19 protein-coding genes are annotated in these 20,500 nt (G+C 66.2%); 9 read left to right on the forward strand and 10 right to left on the reverse strand.

The genetic code is table 11. From position 1 onward, the window contains the following. Positions 1-279 precede the first annotated feature (279 nt). The 4 genes from AC5LXK_RS02710 (at position 280) to AC5LXK_RS02725 (ending at position 5,950) form a co-directional block, all read left to right on the forward strand. Positions 280-3,285: a ribonucleoside-diphosphate reductase subunit alpha gene (locus AC5LXK_RS02710; protein ID WP_493390200.1), complete on the forward strand. Its 3,006-nt coding sequence runs from the start codon at positions 280-282 to the stop codon at positions 3,283-3,285. Positions 3,286-3,650: 365 nt separating this feature from the next. Continuing rightward, entirely contained in the window at positions 3,651-4,862 is a 1,212-nt protein-coding gene (locus AC5LXK_RS02715; RefSeq protein ID WP_309290024.1) for a ribonucleotide-diphosphate reductase subunit beta, read from the forward strand. An 82-nt stretch (positions 4,863-4,944) separates the two neighbouring features. Further along, entirely contained in the window at positions 4,945-5,271 is a 327-nt protein-coding gene (locus AC5LXK_RS02720) for a hypothetical protein (RefSeq protein WP_493390201.1), read from the forward strand. Positions 5,272-5,299: 28 nt separating this feature from the next. Beyond that, positions 5,300-5,950 carry a histone H1-like DNA-binding protein gene (locus AC5LXK_RS02725; protein WP_493390202.1) on the forward strand — a complete coding sequence of 217 codons (651 nt, stop codon included), beginning with the start codon at positions 5,300-5,302 and terminating at the stop codon, positions 5,948-5,950. 218 nt (positions 5,951-6,168) lie between these two features. Here the strand turns inward: AC5LXK_RS02725 and AC5LXK_RS02730 are convergent, their stop codons facing one another. The 10 genes from AC5LXK_RS02730 to AC5LXK_RS02775 form a co-directional block, all read right to left on the reverse strand. Then, positions 6,169-6,642 (reverse strand): outer membrane lipoprotein, encoded by a 474-nt coding sequence (locus tag AC5LXK_RS02730; RefSeq protein ID WP_493390203.1) that lies wholly within the window; start codon positions 6,640-6,642, stop codon positions 6,169-6,171. A gap of 19 nt (positions 6,643-6,661) precedes the next feature. Continuing rightward, entirely contained in the window at positions 6,662-7,600 is a 939-nt protein-coding gene (locus tag AC5LXK_RS02735; RefSeq protein WP_493390204.1) for a carbohydrate kinase family protein, read from the reverse strand. 85 nt (positions 7,601-7,685) lie between these two features. After that, positions 7,686-8,189: a thiol peroxidase gene (tpx, locus tag AC5LXK_RS02740; RefSeq protein WP_493390205.1), complete on the reverse strand. Its 504-nt coding sequence runs from the start codon at positions 8,187-8,189 to the stop codon at positions 7,686-7,688. Between the two features lie 72 nt (positions 8,190-8,261). Next, on the reverse strand, positions 8,262-9,626 hold the full coding sequence (locus AC5LXK_RS02745; RefSeq protein ID WP_493390206.1) for a zinc-ribbon and DUF3426 domain-containing protein: 1,365 nt from the start codon (positions 9,624-9,626) through the stop codon (positions 8,262-8,264). A 45-nt stretch (positions 9,627-9,671) separates the two neighbouring features. Beyond that, positions 9,672-10,574: a 50S ribosomal protein L11 methyltransferase gene (gene prmA, locus AC5LXK_RS02750; RefSeq protein ID WP_027783490.1), complete on the reverse strand. Its 903-nt coding sequence runs from the start codon at positions 10,572-10,574 to the stop codon at positions 9,672-9,674. 2 nt (positions 10,575-10,576) lie between these two features. Then, entirely contained in the window at positions 10,577-11,944 is a 1,368-nt protein-coding gene (accC, locus tag AC5LXK_RS02755) for an acetyl-CoA carboxylase biotin carboxylase subunit (RefSeq protein ID WP_059236250.1), read from the reverse strand. Positions 11,945-12,029: 85 nt separating this feature from the next. Continuing rightward, complete coding sequence (gene accB, locus AC5LXK_RS02760; RefSeq protein ID WP_493390207.1) at positions 12,030-12,497, reverse strand: acetyl-CoA carboxylase biotin carboxyl carrier protein; 468 nt, start codon at positions 12,495-12,497, stop codon at positions 12,030-12,032. Positions 12,498-12,563: 66 nt separating this feature from the next. Further along, on the reverse strand, positions 12,564-13,016 hold the full coding sequence (gene aroQ / locus AC5LXK_RS02765) for a type II 3-dehydroquinate dehydratase (protein WP_011350880.1): 453 nt from the start codon (positions 13,014-13,016) through the stop codon (positions 12,564-12,566). A 194-nt stretch (positions 13,017-13,210) separates the two neighbouring features. Further along, a complete protein-coding gene (locus tag AC5LXK_RS02770) occupies positions 13,211-13,762 on the reverse strand; it encodes a TlpA family protein disulfide reductase (protein WP_493390208.1) in 552 nt (183 codons plus the stop codon). A 7-nt stretch (positions 13,763-13,769) separates the two neighbouring features. Beyond that, positions 13,770-14,414 (reverse strand): UDP-N-acetylmuramate--alanine ligase, encoded by a 645-nt coding sequence (locus AC5LXK_RS02775; RefSeq protein ID WP_493390209.1) that lies wholly within the window; start codon positions 14,412-14,414, stop codon positions 13,770-13,772. 234 nt (positions 14,415-14,648) lie between these two features. On the opposite strand from AC5LXK_RS02775, the gene mpl reads away from it, so the two are divergent. The 5 genes from mpl to mtgA all read left to right on the forward strand — a co-directional run bounded on the left by mpl (position 14,649) and on the right by mtgA (position 20,390). Next, entirely contained in the window at positions 14,649-16,034 is a 1,386-nt protein-coding gene (gene mpl / locus AC5LXK_RS02780; RefSeq protein WP_493390210.1) for a UDP-N-acetylmuramate:L-alanyl-gamma-D-glutamyl-meso-diaminopimelate ligase, read from the forward strand. After that, positions 16,031-16,600 (forward strand): YqiA/YcfP family alpha/beta fold hydrolase, encoded by a 570-nt coding sequence (locus AC5LXK_RS02785; protein ID WP_493390211.1) that lies wholly within the window; start codon positions 16,031-16,033, stop codon positions 16,598-16,600. Before mpl ends, AC5LXK_RS02785 begins: the two co-directional genes overlap by 4 nt. An 81-nt stretch (positions 16,601-16,681) precedes the next feature. Further along, positions 16,682-18,775, forward strand: coding sequence for an RNB domain-containing ribonuclease (locus tag AC5LXK_RS02790; RefSeq protein WP_493390212.1), 2,094 nt, complete (start codon positions 16,682-16,684; stop codon positions 18,773-18,775). Next, positions 18,772-19,638: a shikimate dehydrogenase gene (gene aroE, locus AC5LXK_RS02795; protein WP_493390213.1), complete on the forward strand. Its 867-nt coding sequence runs from the start codon at positions 18,772-18,774 to the stop codon at positions 19,636-19,638. Before AC5LXK_RS02790 ends, aroE begins: the two co-directional genes overlap by 4 nt. Positions 19,639-19,652: 14 nt before the next feature. Further along, on the forward strand, positions 19,653-20,390 hold the full coding sequence (gene mtgA / locus AC5LXK_RS02800) for a monofunctional biosynthetic peptidoglycan transglycosylase (RefSeq protein WP_493390214.1): 738 nt from the start codon (positions 19,653-19,655) through the stop codon (positions 20,388-20,390). Positions 20,391-20,500 lie beyond the last annotated feature (110 nt).

Genomic DNA, 20,500 nt, shown 5'->3' on the forward strand with positions numbered 1-20,500 from the left:
GGGGAAACCCGAGCGGCACCGGCCGGCGGGCAATGCCGGCGGACAGGGTTCTCATGGCGGCGCGTCAAGCCGGGCGGTCCGGGCGTCGCGATCAGCGCAGCGAACATCGACGGGGCAGGGTATACATGACGAAGCACACGGCCATCCTGGTTGTCGCGCATCGACCGAACCGGCTTCCCCGGCGCATCGCTCGCCTCTTACCGCTCGCGCACCGCGTTGCGCAGCGTTCGTTTTAATCCGCGGTTCTCTCCGCACCATCCAACACCAGGAGCTTTGCACATGCAAACCACCGACAACGCGACGTCCCAGTACGAGAGCGCCTCGAGCCGTCCGCTCGGCGGGACCGAACAGGGCGCGAAGGCGCTCGCGCCGCAGGCCACGTTCGCCGACTACAAGGTGATCCGCCGCAACGGCAGCGTAGTGTCGTTCGAACCTTCGAAGATCGCGATCGCGGTGACCAAGGCTTTCCTGGCCGTCAACGGCGGGCAGGGCGCGGCATCGGCGCGCGTGCGCGAGCAGGTCGAACAGCTGACGCAAAACGTCGTCCGTGCGCTCGTGCGCAGCCGCCCGAACGGCGGTACGTTCCATATCGAAGACATCCAGGACCAGGTCGAACTCGCGCTGATGCGCGGCGGCGAGCACAACGTCGCGCGTGCGTACGTGCTGTATCGCGAGAAGCGTCACCTCGAGCGCCAGAACTCGGGCGAGGAAGCAGCGGCAGCGGGCGGCGAGTCGAGCACCGGCATCAATGTCGTCGACAACGGCGTCACGCGTCCGCTCGACATGAGCGCGCTGCGTGCGCTGATCGTGTCGTCGTGCGACGATCTCGGCGCTGCGGTTAACCCTGACCCGATCGTCGCGGAGACGGTGAAGAACCTGTACGACGGCGTGCCGATGAGCCAGGTCTACGACTCGGCGATCCTCGCTGCGCGCACGATGATCGAAAAGGATCCGGCATACAGCCAGGTCACGGCCCGCATCCTGCTGCACACGATCCGTCGCGAAATCCTCGGCGAGGAAGTCGTGCAGGCAGAGATGTCGACCCGCTACGCGGAATACTTCCCGCAGTTCCTGAAGCGCGGCGTCGACGCCGGCCTGCTCGACGACAAGCTGCTGCAGTTCGACCTGAAGCGTCTCGGCGCTGCGCTCGACGCGAACCGCGACCTGCAGTTCGGCTACCTCGGCCTGCAGACGCTGTACGACCGCTACTTCCTGCACGTCGACGGCAACCGCATCGAAATGCCGCAGGCATTCTTCATGCGCGTCGCGATGGGCCTGTCGCTGAACGAGATCGACCGCGAATCGCGTGCGATCGAGTTCTACAACGTGCTGTCGAGCTTCGACTTCATGAGCTCGACGCCGACGCTGTTCAACTCGGGCACGCACCGCTCGCAGCTGTCGTCGTGCTACCTGACGACGGTCGCGGACGATCTCGACGGCATCTATGAAGCGCTGAAGGAAAACGCGCTGCTGTCGAAGTTCGCCGGCGGTCTCGGCAACGACTGGACGCGCGTGCGTGCGCTCGGCTCGCATATCAAGGGCACGAACGGCAAGTCGCAAGGCGTGGTCCCGTTCCTGAAGGTCGTGAACGACACGGCCGTCGCGGTGAACCAGGGCGGCAAGCGCAAGGGCGCGGTCTGCGCGTACCTCGAATCGTGGCACCTCGACATCGAGGAGTTCCTCGAGCTGCGCAAGAACACCGGTGACGACCGTCGCCGCACGCACGACATGAACACGGCGAACTGGATTCCCGACCTGTTCATGAAGCGCGTGATGGAAGGCACCGACTGGACGCTGTTCTCGCCGTCGACCTGCCCGGACCTGCACGACAAGTTCGGCGCGGACTTCGAGGCGGCTTACACGGCTTACGAAGACAAGGTCGCACGCGGCGAGATCAAGCTGTTCAAGAAGATCCCGGCGCAGCAGCTCTGGCGCAAGATGCTCGGCATGCTGTTCGAGACGGGCCACCCGTGGATCACGTTCAAGGATCCGTGCAACATCCGCTCGCCGCAGCAGCACGTCGGCGTCGTCCACTCGTCGAACCTGTGCACGGAAATCACGCTGAACACGAGCGACACCGAAATCGCGGTGTGCAACCTCGGCTCGGTGAACCTCGTCGCCCACCTGGTGAAGCAGGCCGACGGCAGCTTCGCGCTCGACCACGACAAGCTGAAGCGCACGATCAGCGTCGCGATGCGCATGCTCGACAACGTGATCGACATCAACTACTACGCGGTGCCGAAGGCGCGTAACTCGAACCTGAAGCACCGCCCGGTCGGCATGGGCATCATGGGCTTCCAGGACTGCCTGCACCTGCTGCGCACGCCGTACGCGTCGGAAGCGGCGGTCGAGTTCGCCGACCGTTCGATGGAAGCCGTCTGCTACTACGCGTACTACGCGTCGACCGAGCTGGCCGAAGAACGCGGCCGCTACTCGAGCTACCGCGGCTCGCTGTGGGATCGCGGCATCCTCCCGCAGGACACGCTGAAGCTGCTGACGGAAGCGCGCGGCGGCTACGTCGAAGTCGACACGTCGGAGTCGCTCGACTGGACGACGCTGCGTTCGCGGATCACCACGCACGGCATGCGCAACTCGAACTGCGTCGCGATCGCGCCGACGGCGACGATCTCGAACATCATCGGCGTGTCGGCCTGTATCGAGCCGACCTTCCAGAACCTGTACGTGAAGTCGAACCTGTCGGGCGAATTCACGGTGGTGAACGAGTTCCTGGTTCGCGACCTGAAGGAACGCGGCCTGTGGGACGAAGTGATGGTCGCGGACCTGAAGTACTTCGACGGCATGCTGTCGCGCATCGACCGCATCCCGGCCGACCTGCGCGCGATCTACGCGACCGCGTTCGAGCTCGACCCGACGTGGCTGGTCGAAGCGGCGTCGCGTCGCCAGAAGTGGATCGACCAGGCGCAGTCGCTGAACATCTACATGGGCGGCGCATCGGGCAAGAAGCTCGACGAGGTCTACAAGCTCGCATGGCTGCGCGGCCTGAAGACGACCTACTACCTCCGCACGATGGCGGCGACGCACGTCGAGAAGTCGACGGTCGCACACGGTGCGCTGAACGCGGTGCCGACGGGCGGCGCGGGCAGCGGTGGCTCGAGCAGCGGCGGCGCGCAAGGCGCGGCAGGCGGCTTCGGTGCGGCGGGCGGTAATGCATCGTCGGGCGCGGTCAACGCGGCGCCGGCACTCGCGCCGGTCGAGGCAGACGGTCCGGTGTGCACGATGCGTCCGGGCGATCCGGGCTTCGACGAGTGCGAAGCGTGCCAGTAATGCAGTGCGCCTGACCCGAGAAGCAGGCGAGGGCGGCGCACATGACGACCGATCGAGGTTGAAGTGTGCGCCGCTCTCAACTAAAAAATTGATAAGGAATCTGTAACGCGACACCTGCGTTGCAGGCAGTGACAAGCGATCGAAACATCCCCGACGGCGTCGCGTTTCGATCAGCGTTCGATGCGTCGAGCGCACCTCGCGAACCACGCTTGACTCACATCGCGTGCTGCATGAACGACGATGCGTTGCTCAAAGTGTTGTATCGAGGTCGCAACGCGAATCGAAAAAAGGATTTTTCGTGAGCGAACCCTTTTATCGCTCAGGAAAAGATGGTACAAACCGTTCTAAATTGATGGTGAGAATTTATGCTCAACTGGGATGACGAGAAGACTGCCGTAACCCCCGCGAGCGGAGCGCAGCAAAACGCGATGCGCACCTCCGCCGGGATGGCTGTCGGAATGCAGGCCGCTGCGCCTGCCGCCCATCAGGTCCGCGACATTTTCGAAGGCGATCTTGCGGTGCCGCCGCAAGCATCGGCTGTTCCCGCCGGCGGTACGGAAGCGCGGGTCAATGTCGCCGACAAGCGCATCATCAACGGCCAGACTGACGTGAATCAGCTGGTGCCGTTCAAGTACAAATGGGCGTGGGAAAAGTATCTGGCCGGTTGCGCGAACCACTGGATGCCGCAGGAAATCAACATGTCCCGCGACATCGCTCTGTGGAAGGACCCGAACGGTCTGACCGAGGATGAGCGCCGCATCGTGAAGCGCAACCTCGGCTTCTTCGTGACGGCCGATTCGCTCGCCGCGAACAACATCGTGCTCGGCACGTACCGCCACATCACGGCGCCCGAGTGCCGGCAGTTCCTGCTGCGCCAGGCGTTCGAGGAAGCGATCCACACGCACGCGTACCAATACATTGTCGAATCGCTCGGCCTCGACGAAGGCGAGATCTTCAACGCGTACCACGAGGTCACGTCGATCCGCGCGAAGGACGAATTCCTGATTCCGTTCATCCACACGCTGACGGATCCGGCCTTCAAGACCGGCACGCTCGAAGCGGATCAGAAGCTGCTGAAGTCGCTGATCGTGTTCGCCTGCATCATGGAAGGCCTGTTCTTCTATGTCGGGTTTACGCAGATCCTCGCGCTCGGCCGCCAGAACAAGATGACGGGTGCTGCAGAGCAATATCAGTACATCCTGCGCGACGAGTCGATGCACTGCAACTTCGGCATCGACCTGATCAACCAGATCAAGCTCGAGAATCCTCATCTCTGGACCGCGGAATTCCGCGCCGAGATCCGCGAGCTGTTCAAGCAGGCTGTCGAACTCGAATACCGCTACGCCGAAGACACGATGCCGCGCGGCGTGCTGGGTCTGAACGCGTCGATGTTCAAGAGCTACCTGCGCTTCATCAGCAACCGCCGTTGCCAGCAGATCGGCCTCGATCCGCTGTACCCGAACGAGGAAAACCCGTTCCCGTGGATGAGCGAGATGATCGACCTGAAGAAGGAACGCAACTTCTTCGAGACGCGTGTGATCGAGTATCAGACGGGGGGCGCGCTGTCCTGGGAATAACCCGCAGCAGCGAACCCGTTACATGATGGAGCAGCCGGCGGCCTCTCGGCCCCGGCCCAAGGTTTAGGAGCAAGAACGCCTGATGCAAAGCATGCCCGGTGCCTTAACGGCCCAACGATACGACAGGCACTTTGCGAACCCTTCAGTGGGATGGGCAAACTTCCCTCCGGAAAAAGCGGACAGCCGTGTGGCGATCCGCTTTATCAAGCGATTAGGGGTAGCGGCGCGAGGTGCGCCGGCTACCGACTTGATTTGGCGCGCGAGGCCGGGTGGTCACGCGCGCCATACCGTATTCATTAGCGTAAGCGCGTGGTATCCGCGTACGCCGATGAATAGCCCGCTTCGAAGCGCACGTCCTGAACAGCGTCCGCGGGAAGCGGGTTTTGACGAAGGGTGTAGTTTGAACTGACTCTCATCTGAACCTGAAGGAGAACAACATGGCACTTGCCAAGAAGAAACCGGCTGCTAAGAAGGTTGCTGCCAAGAAGACCGTTGCGAAGAAGGCTGCTGCGCCGGCGAAGAAGGCCGCTGCAGTGAAGAAGGTCGCAGTGAAGAAGGTCGCAGTGAAGAAGGTTGCTGCGAAGAAGGCAGCGCCGGCCAAGAAGGCTGCTGCAAAGAAGGTTGCTGCGAAGAAGGTCGCGGTGAAGAAGGTTGCAGCCAAGAAGGTCGCAGCGAAGAAAGTCGCCGTGAAGAAGGTTGCTGCAAAGAAGGCAGCACCGGCTAAGAAGGCTGCTGCGAAGAAGGTTGCAGTCAAGAAAGTCGCAGTGAAGAAGGTTGCTGCGAAGAAGGCTGCACCGGCGAAGAAGGCTGCTGCGAAGAAGGCCGCGCCTGCTAAGAAGGCTGCCGCGAAGAAGGCTGCGCCTGCGAAGAAGGCTGCTGCGAAGAAGGCTGCGCCTGCCAAGAAGGCTGCCCCTGCGAAGAAGGCTGCCGCACCGGCGAAGAAGGCTGCTGCTCCGAAGAAGGCCGTCGTGAAGAAGGCTGCACCGGCAACGACCGCGTCGACCGCATCGGTTGCGCCGGCATCGGGCGTGAAGACCGCGCTCAACCCGGCAGCGGCATGGCCGTTCCCGACCGGCAGCCGTCCGTAATCGCGGCTGACCAGCACCACCCGGACACTCACGTGGTGTCCGCGGGTTGAGTAGCGCTACTCAATCAGTCCCGCCATCTGGCTCAGGTGGCGGGATTTTTTTCGTCCGCATTTGCGTCGATGCCGAACGCGGCGACGCGAGTACGGACGAAAAAAAACGCATGTGCAGCTTCGCACATGCGTTTGACCGCGGCTTGCGCCGCGTGCTGAGGATGCCGGTTAGTGCGTGACGCGCGTGACGCCGCCACTCGACAGCAGGCGCACACGCTCGCCTGCGCGGAACGCTTCACCGCTTGCTGCTTGCGTGATCGAGCGCAGATCGCCGTTGTCGAGGCGCACGGTGATTTCGACACCGTTCGCCGTGCTGAGGTTTTCGCCGACCGCGTTACCCGCGACGGCGCCGACGAGGCCGCCCGCGATCGCCGTCAGGATCGAGCCCTTGCCGCCGCCGATCGCGCTGCCTGCGACCGCGCCGAGTGCGCCGCCGCCGAGCGTGCCGATCGCGCTGCCGCCGCCGTCGGACTGGATGCGCACCGCACGGACGCTGTCGACCGTGCCCATGCGGACCGTCTGTTCGCGCTGCGCCTGGCCGACGCTATAGACGTCTGCCGAGCCGGGTGCCGTGAAGCAGCCGGCGAGGGTCAGCGTGGCCGTCAGCATGGCCGCGAGCGTGAGGGTTTTCTTCGTCAACATCTTTGCTCTCCCACAATATTCATTTGAGACTGTAACCGAAGGCAGTCTCGAAACGTGCGTCGATTTCGGCGCGCGTCAGTACGTAAGTCTGGGGCCCCTGGTGGGCGATCTTGAGCGAGCCCATCAGGCTCGCGAGGCGGCCCGAGGTTGCCCAGTCGAGGCCATGCTCGATGCCGTACAGCAGGCCGCCGCGGAAGGCGTCGCCGCAACCGGTCGGATCGGCGATGCGCTCGGCCGGCACGACGGGAATCTGCTCCGTGCCCTGCTTGTGGCGGATGGTCGCGCCGTGCTCGCCACGCGTGATGACGAGGGCGTCGACCCGGCTGGCGATTTCATCTTCGGACCATCCCGTCTTGTCGCTCACCAGCTTGGCCTCGTAGTCGTTGACCGCCACATAGGTCGCAAGTTCAATGCTGCGGCGCAGCGTCGCACCGTCGAACAGCGGCAGACCCTGGCCCGGGTCGAACACGAACGGTACACCGGCCTTGGCGAGCTCTTCCACGTGCTGCACCATCCCGTCGAAGCCGTCCGGGCCGACGATCGCGAGCTTGATGTCCGGTGCGTCGCCCGCGTGGTTCAGGTGCGACTGCATCATCGCGCCCGGGTGGAACGCGGTGATCTGGTTGTTATCGAGATCGGTCGTGATCATCGCTTGCGCCGTGTACGTTTCGGGCAACACACGAACGTGGTCGCGGCGCAGGCCGAGCTGGTCGAGCCGGTCGAGATACGGCTGCGCGTCGAGCGCGCCCACCGTCCCCATCACGCGTGCATCGCCGCCCAGCAGGTGCAGCGCGTACGCGATGTTGCCCGCGCAGCCGCCGAATTCGCGGCGCATCGTCGGCACAAGGAAGCTCAGGTTGATGAGGTGCACCTGGTCGGGCAGGATGTGCTCGCGGAACCGCCCTTCGAAGGTCATGATGGAGTCGTAGGCGATCGAGCCGCAAATCAGCGTAGCCAAGGTGTGCGTTCCTGTAGAAATGAGGGGCCCTGCGCGACAACGCCGCGCGAAGGGCGCGGCGCGGCAGGGGAAAGCGGTAGAAAGCTTACTTCAGTGCGGCGAGCGCTGCATCGTAGTTCGGCTCGTCCTTGATTTCACCGACGAGTTCAGCGTGGATCACCTTGTCCTGCGCGTCGAGCACGACGACTGCACGTGCGGTCAGGCCGTTCAGCGGGCCGCTCGTCACGTCGACGCCGTACGCATTCGCGAAGGCGCGGCCGGTGCGGAACGTCGAAGCCGTCACGACGTTCGCGAGGCCTTCGGTCGTGCAGAAGCGCGTGGCGGCGAACGGCAGGTCGGCGGATACGACGACCACGACCGTGTTGTCGAGCGACGACGCGGCTTCGTTGAACTTGCGGGTCGACGTCGCGCAGGTCGGCGTGTCGAGGCTCGGCACGATGTTCAGCACCTTGCGCTTGCCGGCGAAGCTGGCGAGCGACAGATCGGCGAGGTCCTTGCCGACCAGCTTGAAATCGACGGCTTGTGCACCGACAGCCGGGAACGTGCCGGCGAGATCGATCGGGTTGCCACCCAGCGTAACTTTGCTCATGTTCGTGCTCCGAAATAGCGCGCCGCTTGGGGCGCGCGGGTTGAGACGGGCGCGCAAGCGCGCCGCGGCGCGTCACGGATAGAAGATCTGGACGCGGAAATTCGAGGCGGGCGCGCCGTTCGTATCGAGGCGGACGACCATCGTCTGCGTCGTGCCGGGCGGCAGCCCGGCGTCGATCGGCGTGCCCGGGCGCACGTAGTCGCGCGGCGCAAGCACGCGGCGCACGGTGACGTGATTGGTATCGTCGAGCAGCGTGAGTTCGAGCGACGGGTACGCGAGCGGGACGCGGTAGCGGTTCGTCAGCGGTACCTTCAGTTCGAGCTCGCGCGGGCCGTCGAGCTGGCGCAGGTCGGTCGCGTCGAGCCGCAGCCCGTCGATCGCGCGCGGCGGCGCGACCTTGCAGCCGAGCGGCGCGCAGGCCTGCCGGAACCAGCCTTGCGTGGCGGGCCAGTAGATCATCAGCGCTTCGCGTTGCCACCACGCGAGTTGCGCGACGAGCAGCACGGCCAGCACGGCGGCGACGAGACCGCCGAAAAAGCCGCCGAGCATCCCGCGCGGCTGCGGCGCGCGCGTTTCGCGCGTGACGGCGAAGTGCGGGCGATCGTCGTCGGTCAGTGCTGCCGGGAACGGTGCGGCCGGTTCGTCGGCGGCTGCGGCCGGGATCTTGTCGTGCCGGGCAAAGACGTCGGGCTCCGACCGCGTGCCGGCTTCGGCGACAGCCGGTGCAGGCGTGAAGGCGAAACGCGGCTCGCGCGGCGCGCGTTCGTCGTCCGGGGCGGCGAAGTGCGCGTTGCCGACGGGTTCGGCGACATCGCCGGCGGCTTCTGTTTCCGACGGAATGTGGGCGACGAACCGAGGCTCACGCGGATCACGTTCGATCGGCGCGGGCGATGTTTCTTCGGCTTCGTGCGATGCGTGTTTTTCGTGCGGTGCCGGCGACGCATGAGGGTCGGCCGGGTGTTCGGCGGCGGCCGACGGATCCGGCTCGGCGGGCGAGGGGACGAACGGCGCGGGCGTACCCGACAAGTGAACGACACCGGCTTCGGTGGCGGGGAGCGCGAGCGGCACCAGCGGCTCGGCACGCACGGTCTCGACGTTGTGCTGCAGCGACGGATCGACGCCGGCGTCGAGCCACGGCGCCCACATGTCCCAGCCTTCCGGCTTGTAATCGGAGTCGGACGGCGGCCCGGACGGCGCGTCAGCCGCGAACAGCCGGGCAGACGGGGCCGGATGAGGCGCTTCGCCTCCGTCCGGCGCGGCAGCCGTTTCGGTCAGTACCGGCTCGGGCTGCTGCGCATGCTCGGGAACGAGCGATTCGGCGGCGTTGAAGACTTCGTGGCAATGCCCGCAGCGCACGAGCCCCTGATGCAGCGAGAGCTGTTCCTGCTGCAGCCGGAAGACGGTTTCGCAATGAGGGCAGCGCGTCGCAAGAAGCATGTCGAGCCGGGCGGCCTGCTGGCCAGAGTGAAGGACAGCGCTATTCTAATGGCTTTCCCGCCGGGTTCCGGCAAGGCATACCCAACCTTCGTGTTCGCGCCAGACCGAGATGTCGACGTAGCGCGCATAGACGGCCGCGACTTCGTCCGCCTGGCGCGCGAGCACGCCCGACAGCGCGATGCGCCCGCCCGGTTTGACCTTCGACGCGAGCATCGATGCCATCAGCTTCAGCGGGTTCGACAGGATGTTCGCGACGACGATGTCGAATTCGCCGTCCGGGCATGCATCGGGCAGCCCGTACGTGACCTCCGCACGGTTGCGTTCGCTGTTCTGGCGCGCCGATTCGACGGCCTGCGGATCGATGTCGATGCCGATCACGGGGTTCGCCCCGCATTTCTTCGCGAGAATCGCGAGAATGCCCGAGCCGCAACCGTAGTCGAGCACCGACTGGCCGGGCTTCACCGACTGCTCGAGCCACTCCATGCACAGACGGGTAGTGGGGTGGCTGCCGGTGCCGAATGCGAGGCCCGGATCGAGTTCGAGGACGAGCGCGTCGGGATCGGGTGCGTCGTGCCACGACGGCACGACCCAGATCCGCTCGCCGATCGGGATCGGCTCGAATTGCGATTGCGTGAGCCGCACCCAATCCTGTTCCTCGACTTCGCGGACGACGAACGTCGGTGTCTCGGCAATGCCGATCTCGTTCGCGGCCGCCGCGAGCAGCACGGCCGGCTCATGGTCGGCCGACAGCAGCGCGACCACGCGCGAGTGCTGCCACGCGGTGCGGTCGGGCACGAGGCCCGGCTCGCCGAAGAGCGGCTGTTCGTCGGGCGTGTCGGCGTCGGCGTCCTCGACGGACACCGACAGCGCGCCGAGGTCGAGCAGCGCGTCGGACAGTGCCTCCGCATGCTCGCGGGCCAGTTCGACGACGAGTTCGCGATAGCTCATGCTTACGCTTCTTCCGGTGCGACCTGCTGCTTCTGCGCGAGCCGGTTTTCGAGGTAGTGGATGCTGGTGCCGCCTTCGACGAACTTCGAGTCGATCATCAGCTCGCGGTGCAGCGGGATGTTGGTCTGGATGCCTTCGACGACCATTTCCGACAGCGCGATGCGCATCCGGCGGATCGCCTGCTCGCGCGTCGCGCCGTAGGTGATCAGCTTGCCGATCATCGAATCATAGTTCGGCGGCACGAAATAGCCATTGTAGGCGTGCGAGTCGACGCGCACGCCGGGGCCGCCCGGCGTATGCCACGACGTGATCCGGCCCGGCGACGGCGTGAACTTGAACGGATCTTCGGCGTTGATCCGGCATTCGATCGCATGTCCGCGGAACTGGATGTCGCGCTGGCGCAGCGTGAGCTTCTCGCCGGCCGCGATGCGGATCTGTTCCTGCACGATGTCGACGCCCGTGATCAGCTCCGATACCGGATGCTCGACCTGCACGCGCGTGTTCATCTCGATGAAGTAGAACTCGTTGTTCTCGTACAGGAATTCGAACGTGCCCGCGCCGAGGTAGCCCATCTTCTTGCACGCGTCCGCGCAGCGGTCGCCGATGCGGTCGATCAGGCGGCGCGGAATGCCGGGCGCCGGCGCTTCCTCGATCACCTTCTGGTGACGGCGCTGCATCGAGCAGTCGCGCTCGCCGAGCCAGATCGCGTTCTTGTACGCATCGGACAGCACCTGGATCTCGATGTGGCGCGGGTTCTCGAGGAACTTCTCCATGTACACCTGCGGGTTGCCGAACGCACGGCCGGCTTCCTCGCGGGTCATGTTGACCGCGTTGACGAGCGCGGCCTCGGTGTGCACGACGCGCATCCCGCGCCCGCCACCGCCGCCTGCCGCCTTGATGATGACCGGATAGCCGATCGCGCGCGCAATCTTGACGATCTCCTTCGGATCGTCCGGCAACGCGCCTTCCGAGCCCGGCACGCACGGCACGCCGGTCTTGATCATCGTCTGCTTCGCGGTGACCTTGTCGCCCATCATCCGGATCGTTTCCGGGCGCGGACCGATGAACGTGAAGCCGGACTGCTCGACGCGTTCCGCGAAATCGGCGTTCTCCGACAGGAAGCCGTAGCCGGGGTGGATCGCCTCGGCGTCGGTGACTTCCGCGGCGCTGATCAGCGCCGGCATGTTCAGGTAGCTCAGGTTCGACGGGGCCGGGCCGATACAGACGGCTTCGTCCGCGAGGCGCACGTACTTGGCTTCCTTGTCGGCTTCCGAGTAGACGACCACCGTCTTGACGCCGAGCTCGCGGCACGCGCGCTGAATGCGCAGCGCGATTTCACCGCGGTTGGCAATGAGGATTTTTTCAAACATAGCGAGTATTCGTCTCTTCGAGGGGCGCGCGAACGGCGCCTGGCGAGCATCGGCGGCGCGCGGCCGACAGGGCCGCGCGGCGGGCTTAGCCGATCACGAAAAGCGGCTGGCCGTATTCGACGGCCTGGCCGTTCTCGACCAGGATTTCCTTGATCACGCCGGCCTTGTCCGACTCGATCTCGTTGAGCAGCTTCATCGCTTCGATGATGCAGATCGTCTGACCTTCCTTGACCGTGTCGCCGACCTGGACGAACGGGTCCGCGCCCGGCGACGGTGCGCGATAGAACGTGCCGACCATCGGCGACGTCACGACGTGGCCCTGCGGGACGGCCGGAGCGGCTGCGCCGCCTGCGGCCGGCGCGGCGCCTTCGGTCGGCAGCGTGGCCGGAGCGGGCGCGCTGACTTGCGGGGCATACCCAGCCGTCGGCTGTACGTAGATCGGCGGCGCGTTCTTGACGATGCGCACCTTGCCTTCGCCTTCCGTCACTTCCAGCTCGGAGATGCCGGATTCGGAAACGAGGTCGATCAGAGTTTTCAGCTTACGAAGATCCATCGGGAATTCCCCTTTCAATACGTGAAAGCGCCGGTTAGGGGCCGGCGCTGAATCTAGATCGCGAAATCAGCCGCGCGACGTGCCTTGCAGCTTGTCCAGCGCGTACTCGAGCGCGTACAGATAACCTTTCCAGCCGAGCCCGCAGATCACGCCTTCGGCCTGGTCGGAAAAGTAGGAGTGGTGCCTGAACGCTTCGCGGCGATGCACGTTCGACAAGTGAACCTCGACGAACGGGATGCCAACGCCGGCGATCGCGTCCCGGATCGCAACGCTCGTGTGCGTATAAGCGGCCGGATTGATCAGGATGAAATCGGTCTGTTCCTCCCGCGCGGCCTGAATGCGGTCGACCAGTGCGCCTTCATGGTTGCTCTGGAACGACGACAGTTCGGCGCCGGCTTCCCGGGCGCGCGCGGCAAGCGCCTGATCGATCTGCGCGAGCGTGACGCGGCCGTACACCTCCGGTTCCCGGGTGCCGAGAAGGTTCAGGTTGGGGCCGTGCAACACCAGCAATCGTGTCATGGTCGCTTCTATTTCTGCGGAATTGCGCGAACTTTAGCGCTATTTAGAGAAATTTGTCTAGTTTTGCCGAGCGGTCGGACGCGCCTGACCTGCAAGAATTACCGGCGCAGCTGCAAAGTATCGGCGAATTCACGCGAAATTGCGGCGATCGACAGGCAAATCACCGGCAACGTCAGGGCCATCGCTCGGGCCGGTTACAGCGCGTCGAGCGTCTTTTTCAGCTCGGCCGGCTGGATTTGTCCCAATTTTGTCTCGCGAATCTTGCCGGTTTCGTCGATGACGACCGTGAACGGCAGTGCGCCGGCAGTATTTCCAAAATTACGGGCCAGATCGGCGCCCGCATATCCGCTGATGAAAACCGGATAGTCGACCTTCACCTTCTGCAGGAAAGTCTTCACGTTCTGCTCGGAATCGACGCCGATCCCGACGAAACGGATGCCTTTCTGCTTGTACTGGTGCGACAGCGCGACGAGTTCCGGCATCTCTTCGACGCACGGGCCGCACCACGACGCCCAGAAATTGACGACGACCTTCTGGCCCTTGAAAGCGGCGAGCGTGGCCGGTTTGCCGTCGATGCCCGTCAGCGACGCAGCCCACAACTGTTCCACCGGGCTGCCCTGGGCAACAGGCGCGGCGACGGCGACGCCGTCGTCGGCACTGCCGCGGGACCAATGGCCGGCGGCGAGCCCGCCGGCAACGGCGGCGGCCGCGACGACCGCGAGCGCCAACATGCGTTTCATCATCATCGTTGAATCATTCCGGTTCGGAAGGGGCCTTGCCTGCTTCGACGAGCGCGCGCAGCGCCGCGGCATCCGCACGGGCGACGCGGCCGCGCGCGTCGGCCTTGACCGCGCCGCGCAGGTCGTCGCTCGCATAGAGCGCGAGGTGGATGCCGATCGCGTCCACGTCGCGCCGCGGGCGCCACAGGAAGCTGAGCGTCTCGACGTCGCCGCGGCCCGCGAAGTGCCGCGTCTCGGACACGTCGTACTGGACGTTCTGGTTCAGCAGGTAGATGGCGACGTCCTTCGGGTTGTCGGTGAATGCCTGCAAATGGATATCCGAATGGGCGTTCGCGGTGCCGTTCAGCACGGCGCCCGTCACATAAGGATGGAACTCGGCGAGCCGGCGCATCCAGTCGAGCGCGATCTCGCGCAGGCGGCGCAGTTCGTCCGGCTGCGTGTCGCTCTGGAACAGCGCGAGGAACTCGCGCAGTTCTTCCTCGATCTGGTCGTTATCCGGCAGCCATTCGCCGGCAACGCGCGAATCGCCCAGCAGCTGGCGCGCGGCCTTGCGTTTCGCGCCGGCGTAGTCCAGGCCGTCCTCCGCGATCAGGCGGGCGGCGGACTGGGCGATTTCCTCGCGGACGCGCCGCGGGTCGACAAGAGGTTTGCGAGACATGATCCGGCAATCATACTCGATCGCCGTCGCGCCCGAGCACGGGTGCGGCGGCCTGCCGCCCGGCGCGCCGAAGCCGTTCGCACGGATCGTTCGGGCCGCCGGGCATCGCAGGCCGTCAGTTACAATAGTGTTCTTTGTGTCGCGGTAAAGTCGCCGGCCGCACGGCCCGTCCGGCGCGGCGCACACGCATCCTTTCCGAATCGACGGCGCCCGGCGGCGCGAAAGCATTCATCTATGCACATCCACATTCTTGGCATCTGCGGCACCTTCATGGGCGGTCTCGCCGTACTCGCGCGCGAGGCGGGCCACACGGTGACGGGTTGCGACGCGGGCGTCTATCCGCCGATGAGCACGCAGCTCGAGGCGCAGGGCATCACGCTGATCGAGGGCTACGGCGCCGACCAGATCGACCTGGAACCGGACCTGTTCGTGATCGGCAACGTCGTCACGCGCGGCAACCCGCTGATGGAGGCGATTCTCGATCGCGGCCTGCCTTACGTGTCGGGGCCGCAGTGGCTCGGCGAGCACGTCCTGGCCGGCAAATGGGTGCTGGCGGTCGCGGGCACGCACGGCAAGACGACCACGTCGTCGATGCTCGCGTGGCTGCTGGAGGACGCGGGCCTGAACCCGGGCTTCCTGATCGGCGGCGTGCCGCTGAACTTCGGCGTGTCGGCGCGGCTCACCGATTCGAGCTTCTTCGTGATCGAGGCCGACGAGTACGACACGGCGTTCTTCGACAAGCGCTCGAAGTTCGTCCACTACCGGCCGCGCACCGCCGTGCTGAACAACCTCGAATTCGATCACGCCGACATCTTCCCGGATCTCGCTGCGATCGAGACGCAATTCCACCATCTCGTGCGTACGGTACCCGGGGTCGGCCGGATCGTGACGAACGGCCGCTCGGACGCGCTCGAGCGCGTGCTGGCGCGCGGCTGCTGGAGCGAGGTCGAGCGCTTCGGCGTCGACGGCGGCTGGCAGGCGCTGCCGGCCGAGGACGGCGTACCGGTCGACGAGCGTTTCGCGGTGTACTCGCAGGCCGAGCGCGTCGGCGAAGTCGCGTGGCAGGTGCAGGGCGATCACAACCGGATGAATGCGCTCGCGGCGATCGCCGCCGCGCGTCACGTCGGCGTGCCGCCTGCGCAGGCGGCCGAATCGCTCGCGTCGTTCCGCAACGTGAAGCGCCGGATGGAAGTGCGCGGCAGCGTCGACGGCGTGACCGTCTACGACGACTTCGCGCACCATCCGACTGCGATCGATACCACGATCGCCGGCCTTCGTGCACGCATCGGCCGCCAGAATGCCCGCATCCTCGCCGTGCTCGAGCCGCGCTCGAACACGATGAAGCTCGGCGTGATGAAGTCGCAATTGCCGGCGAGCCTCGCCGACGCCGATCTCGTGTTCGGCTACGGCGCACCGACCGGGCGCGACGCGCTCGGCTGGAATCTCGCCGAAGCGCTGGCGCCGCTCGGCGAGCGCGCACGCGCGTTCGACGATCTGCACCTGCTGGTGAAGGCGGTGGTCGAGGCCGCGCGCCCGGGCGACCACGTGCTCGTGATGAGCAACGGCGGTTTCGGCGGCGTGCACCAGAAGCTGCTCGACGCGCTCGGGAGCCGCACGTGATCCTGTATCTGCACGGCTTCCGGTCGTCGCCGGAATCTCAGAAGTCGCGGCTGCTCGCCGCGCGCATGGCCGAACTGGGCCGGACGGGCGAGTGGCGGTGCCCGTCGTTGTCGGTGTCGCCGCTCGAAGCGATCGCGGTCGCGGAGGCCGAGGTGGCCGGCGCGCGCGACGTGACCGTCGTCGGCAGCTCGCTCGGCGGTTACTACGCGACGTGGCTGGCAGAAAAGCACGGCTGGAAGGCCGTGCTGCTGAATCCGGCGATCGTGCCGCAGCGCGATCTCGAGCAGCATCTCGGCGAACAGCCGCTATGGCACGGCGGCGGCACGATCGTCGTCGAGCGTCGTCACCTGCATGAACTCGATGCGCTGCGCGTGCCGTCGATCACGCGCGCCGACCGCTACTATCTGTTCGCGGCGACCGGTGACGAAGTGCTCGACTACCGCGAAATGCTGGCCCATTACCCGGGCGCGAAAACCCGCGTGATCGAAGGCAGCGATCACGGGATCAGCGAATTTGCCGACTATGTCGACGACGTTCTTGCCTTTTGCGACGGAAAGACGTCATAAACCGGCCGCGAGCCGATCGAATCCCCCATCATCATGCGGCGCTGCCGATGCGGCGCCGGGCAGTCTGAACGAGAGTACTGAGTGAACGTTTTCTTCGAGGAATCGGGCAGTTTCAAGGCGGGCAGCGTGCTGTCGCGCCAGGGCGATGCATTTCAGGTCGAGTTGCCCGGCGGGCGACGGGCGAAGGTGCGCGCGAAAGACGTGTTGATCGAATTCGAGAAGCCGGCCGCGGGCGAGCTGATGCAGGAGGCCGACACGGCCGCGCAACAGATCGACCTGGATTTCCTGTGGGAATGCGCGCCGGCCGACGAGTTTGCGTATACGGCGCTGGCCGCCGAGTACTTCGGCGCGACGTACGGCCCGGTCGAGCGCGCGGCGCTGGTGCTGCGGCTGCACGGCTCGCCCGTCTACTTCCGCCGCAAGGGGCGCGGCCAGTATCAGCGCGCGCCGGAAGAGCAGCTCAAGATGGCGCTCGCGTCGCTCGAGCGCAAGCGCCAGCAGGCGCTTGTCCAGGTGGAGTATGAAGAGGAACTGAAGGCCGGCAAGCTGCCGGAAGCATTCGTGGGCAAGGTGCTCGGGCTGCTGACGCGGCCGGACAAGAACGCGATCGAATACAAGGCGATGGAAGCGGCGGCCGGCGCGCGCGGCGTGTCGCCGGCGCGGCTGATGCTCGATTGCGGCGGCATCGCGTCGCCGCGCGCGCTGCACGAAGCGCGCTTCCTCGCGGAATTCTTCCCGCACGGCACGGGCTTCCCGGCCGTCACGGTCGGCGCGCTGCCGGACGACCTGCCGCGTGCGGATGTCGAAGCGTTTTCGATCGACGACATCACGACGACCGAAATCGACGACGCGTTCTCGGTCGAGCACCTGTCCGACGGCCGCGTGCGGATCGGCGTGCACATCGCGGCGCCGGCGCTCGGCATCGTGCGCGGCGACGCGGTCGACGCGATCGCGCGCGCGCGCCTGTCGACCGTCTACATGCCGGGCGACAAGATCACGATGCTGCCGGACGACGTCGTCGACGTGTTCACGCTGAAAGAGGGCGATTACCGTCCGGCGCTGTCGCTGTACATCATCGTCAACCGCGAGACGCAGGACATCGTCGCGAACGAGACGCGGGCCGAGCTCGTGTTCGTGAAGAACAACCTGCGCCACAACACGCTCGACGAGCTTGTCAACGAAGAGACGCTCGCAGCCGGCACCGGCGACTATCCGCACAAGGACGACATCGCCGTGCTGTGGCCGCTCGCGCAGGCGCTGTTCGAGAAGCGCCAGGTCGCGCGCGCGGGCTACGGCCTGAAGCGCGAGGTGCAGCGCAACACCGACTACAACTTCTACGTCGAAGGCGAGCACGTGTCGATCACGCCGCGCCGCCGCGGGTCGCCGCTCGACCTGATCGTGTCGGAGCTCGCGATCCTCGCGAACTCGACCTGGGGCGCGTTCCTGCACGACCACACGGTGCCGGGCATCTACCGCTCGCAGCGCGGGTTCGGCGCGCCGGGCCCGAAGCGCACGCGGATGCAGACGACGGCCGCGCCGCACGAAGGCCTCGGCGTGCCGCAGTACGCATGGAGCACGTCGCCGCTGCGCCGCTACGTCGACCTCGTGAACCAGTGGCAGCTGCTCGCGTGCGTGCAGCACGGCGTCACCGCGAAGCTCGCCGCGCCGTTCAAGCCGAAGGACGCCGACCTGTACGCGGTCGTGCAGGGCTTCGACGATACGTATACGGCCTACGCCGACTACCAGCGCCGGATGGAATATTTCTGGTGCCTGCGCTGGCTCGCGCAGGAGCAGAAGAAGCACGTCGTCGCGAGCGTCGTGAAGGGCGATCTCGTGCGCCTGGAGGAAATTCCGCTGCTGCTGCACGTGCCGGGGCTCGGCGTGCATGCGCGCGGCACGCGCGTGCTGCTCGACGTGATGTCGCTCGACGAGCTGACGATCGAGGCATCGGTGCGCCTGCTGAACGTGCTCGACGCGCCGACCGTGACGAGCGGCGACGCGGCCGAGGAAGAGGATGACGCCGAAGGCGGCGACGACACGCTGGTCGACGCGGAAGACGCGTCGGCGGAAACCGAGGCCGAAGCACTGGCCGAAGCGGACGGCGCGACGGCGGAAGCGGGCGGCGAAGCCGCGGGCGGCAGCGGCAACGACAGCGAAGAGGGACGCGCATCATGAACGCGATTGCGTCGACGAGCGGTGCCGACCGCTATGTCGTGTTCGGCAACCCGGTGGCGCACAGCAAGTCGCCGTTCATCCACGCGCAGTTCGCCGCGCAGACCGGCGAGCCGATCGAGTACGCGCACCGGCTCGCGCCGGTCGACGGCTTTGAAGCGGCCGTACGCGCGTTCGTCGCAGAAGGCGGCCGCGGCGCGAACGTGACGGTGCCGTTCAAGCTCGACGCGCATGCGCTGGCCGACACGCTGTCGTCGCGCGCGGCGGCGGCCGGCGCGGTGAACACGCTGCGCTTCGACGCAGACGGCCGCATCCACGGCGACAACACCGATGGTGTCGGCCTCGTGCGCGACATCGAAGCCAATCTCGGCGTGTCGCTCGCGGGCGCACGCATCCTGCTGCTTGGCGCGGGCGGCGCCGCGCGCGGCGTCGTGCTGCCGCTGCTCGACCGTGCGCCGTTGTCGATCGGAATCGTGAACCGCACCGCGAGCAAGGCCGAAGCGCTCGTCGGCCAGTTCATGCAGGCCGCGCACGATGCGGGCTGCACGCTCGCGGGCGGCGGTCCCGACGTCGTGCGCGCGGAGCCGTACGACGTGGTGATCAATGCGACGGCCGGCAGCCTCGACGCTGCACTGCCGGAGTGCGACGCGGCCGCGTTCGGCGCTGGCACGCTCGCGTACGACATGATGTACGGCGCGCAGCCGACCGTATTCATGCAGCATGCGGCGTCGCTCGGCGCGCGCACGGCCGACGGGCTCGGGATGCTCGTCGAGCAGGCGGCCGAATCGTTCTTCATCTGGCGCGGCGTGCGGCCGGACGGCGCGCCGGTGCTGGCCGCGCTGCGCCAGGCGCTCGCGGCGAGCTGAACGGAGCGCGGCACGTGGTGGCGGTCGGCGGAACGCAGCGCACGCGGACGGTGGGCCTCGCTCGCTGGGTCGTCTATGCGGGATCGGTGTTCGCGGGCGCGTGGCTCGCGACGCAGCTGTTCTATCTCGCGCAGATTGCGCTGTGGTCGTTCGTGAACCCGGGTTCGACCGCGTTCATGCGTACCGACGCGTGGTGGCTGTCGCGCGACACGCCGCCCGCACAGATCCAGCACCAGTGGGTGCCGTACGACCAGATCTCGCGCAACCTGAAGCGCGCGCTGATCGCGTCCGAAGACTCCACCTTCGCGACCAACAACGGCTACGACGTCGACGCGATCCTGCAGGCATGGGAGAAGAACAAGGCGCGCGGCAAGATCGTCGCGGGCGGTTCGACGATCACGCAGCAGCTCGCACGCAACCTGTTCCTGTCGCGCGAGAAGAGCTACATCCGCAAGGGGCAGGAGCTCATCATCACGTGGATGCTCGAAACGGTGCTCGACAAGGAGCGCATCTTCGAGATCTACCTGAATTCGGTCGAATGGGGGCGCGGCGTGTACGGCGCGGAGGCGGCCGCCCGCTACTACTACAAGATCCCCGCGAGCCGGCTCGGCGCATGGCAGTCGGCGCGCCTCGCGGTGATGCTGCCGAAGCCGCGCTGGTTCGACGCGCATCGCGGCTCGGCCTACCAGGCGCAACGCGCGGCGGTCATCGCGCGCCGGATGGGCGCGGCCGCACTGCCTCAATCCGAATAAACGGCGCGTCCGCGCCGTCGCATCGTCCATTTCGTCGCACGCGCACCATTGGTGCGCCGCAGCGCGTTCGTGTCGCACGCATTTCGGGCCACATCCTTTAGACGATTTCG

It is taken from the genome of Burkholderia pulmonis, assembly GCF_984667975.1.

What these genes read in the sequence shown, in the direction of transcription:
- AC5LXK_RS02745 (WP_493390206.1), bottom strand. Translation starts at nt 9,626, where the DNA reads ATGCTTCTTGCGACGCGCTGCCCTCATTGCGAAACCGTCTTCCGGCTG.
- tpx (WP_493390205.1), bottom strand. Translation starts at nt 8,189, where the DNA reads ATGAGCAAAGTTACGCTGGGTGGCAACCCGATCGATCTCGCCGGCACG.
- accC (WP_059236250.1), bottom strand. Translation starts at nt 11,944, where the DNA reads ATGTTTGAAAAAATCCTCATTGCCAACCGCGGTGAAATCGCGCTGCGC.
- AC5LXK_RS02770 (WP_493390208.1), bottom strand. Translation starts at nt 13,762, where the DNA reads ATGATGATGAAACGCATGTTGGCGCTCGCGGTCGTCGCGGCCGCCGCC.
- AC5LXK_RS02725 (WP_493390202.1), top strand. Translation starts at nt 5,300, where the DNA reads ATGGCACTTGCCAAGAAGAAACCGGCTGCTAAGAAGGTTGCTGCCAAG.
- prmA (WP_027783490.1), bottom strand. Translation starts at nt 10,574, where the DNA reads ATGAGCTATCGCGAACTCGTCGTCGAACTGGCCCGCGAGCATGCGGAG.
- AC5LXK_RS02710 (WP_493390200.1), top strand. Translation starts at nt 280, where the DNA reads ATGCAAACCACCGACAACGCGACGTCCCAGTACGAGAGCGCCTCGAGC.
- AC5LXK_RS02720 (WP_493390201.1), top strand. Translation starts at nt 4,945, where the DNA reads ATGCAAAGCATGCCCGGTGCCTTAACGGCCCAACGATACGACAGGCAC.
- AC5LXK_RS02715 (WP_309290024.1), top strand. Translation starts at nt 3,651, where the DNA reads ATGCTCAACTGGGATGACGAGAAGACTGCCGTAACCCCCGCGAGCGGA.
- aroQ (WP_011350880.1), bottom strand. Translation starts at nt 13,016, where the DNA reads ATGACACGATTGCTGGTGTTGCACGGCCCCAACCTGAACCTTCTCGGC.
- mpl (WP_493390210.1), top strand. Translation starts at nt 14,649, where the DNA reads ATGCACATCCACATTCTTGGCATCTGCGGCACCTTCATGGGCGGTCTC.
- accB (WP_493390207.1), bottom strand. Translation starts at nt 12,497, where the DNA reads ATGGATCTTCGTAAGCTGAAAACTCTGATCGACCTCGTTTCCGAATCC.
- AC5LXK_RS02730 (WP_493390203.1), bottom strand. Translation starts at nt 6,642, where the DNA reads ATGTTGACGAAGAAAACCCTCACGCTCGCGGCCATGCTGACGGCCACG.
- AC5LXK_RS02775 (WP_493390209.1), bottom strand. Translation starts at nt 14,414, where the DNA reads ATGTCTCGCAAACCTCTTGTCGACCCGCGGCGCGTCCGCGAGGAAATC.
- aroE (WP_493390213.1), top strand. Translation starts at nt 18,772, where the DNA reads ATGAACGCGATTGCGTCGACGAGCGGTGCCGACCGCTATGTCGTGTTC.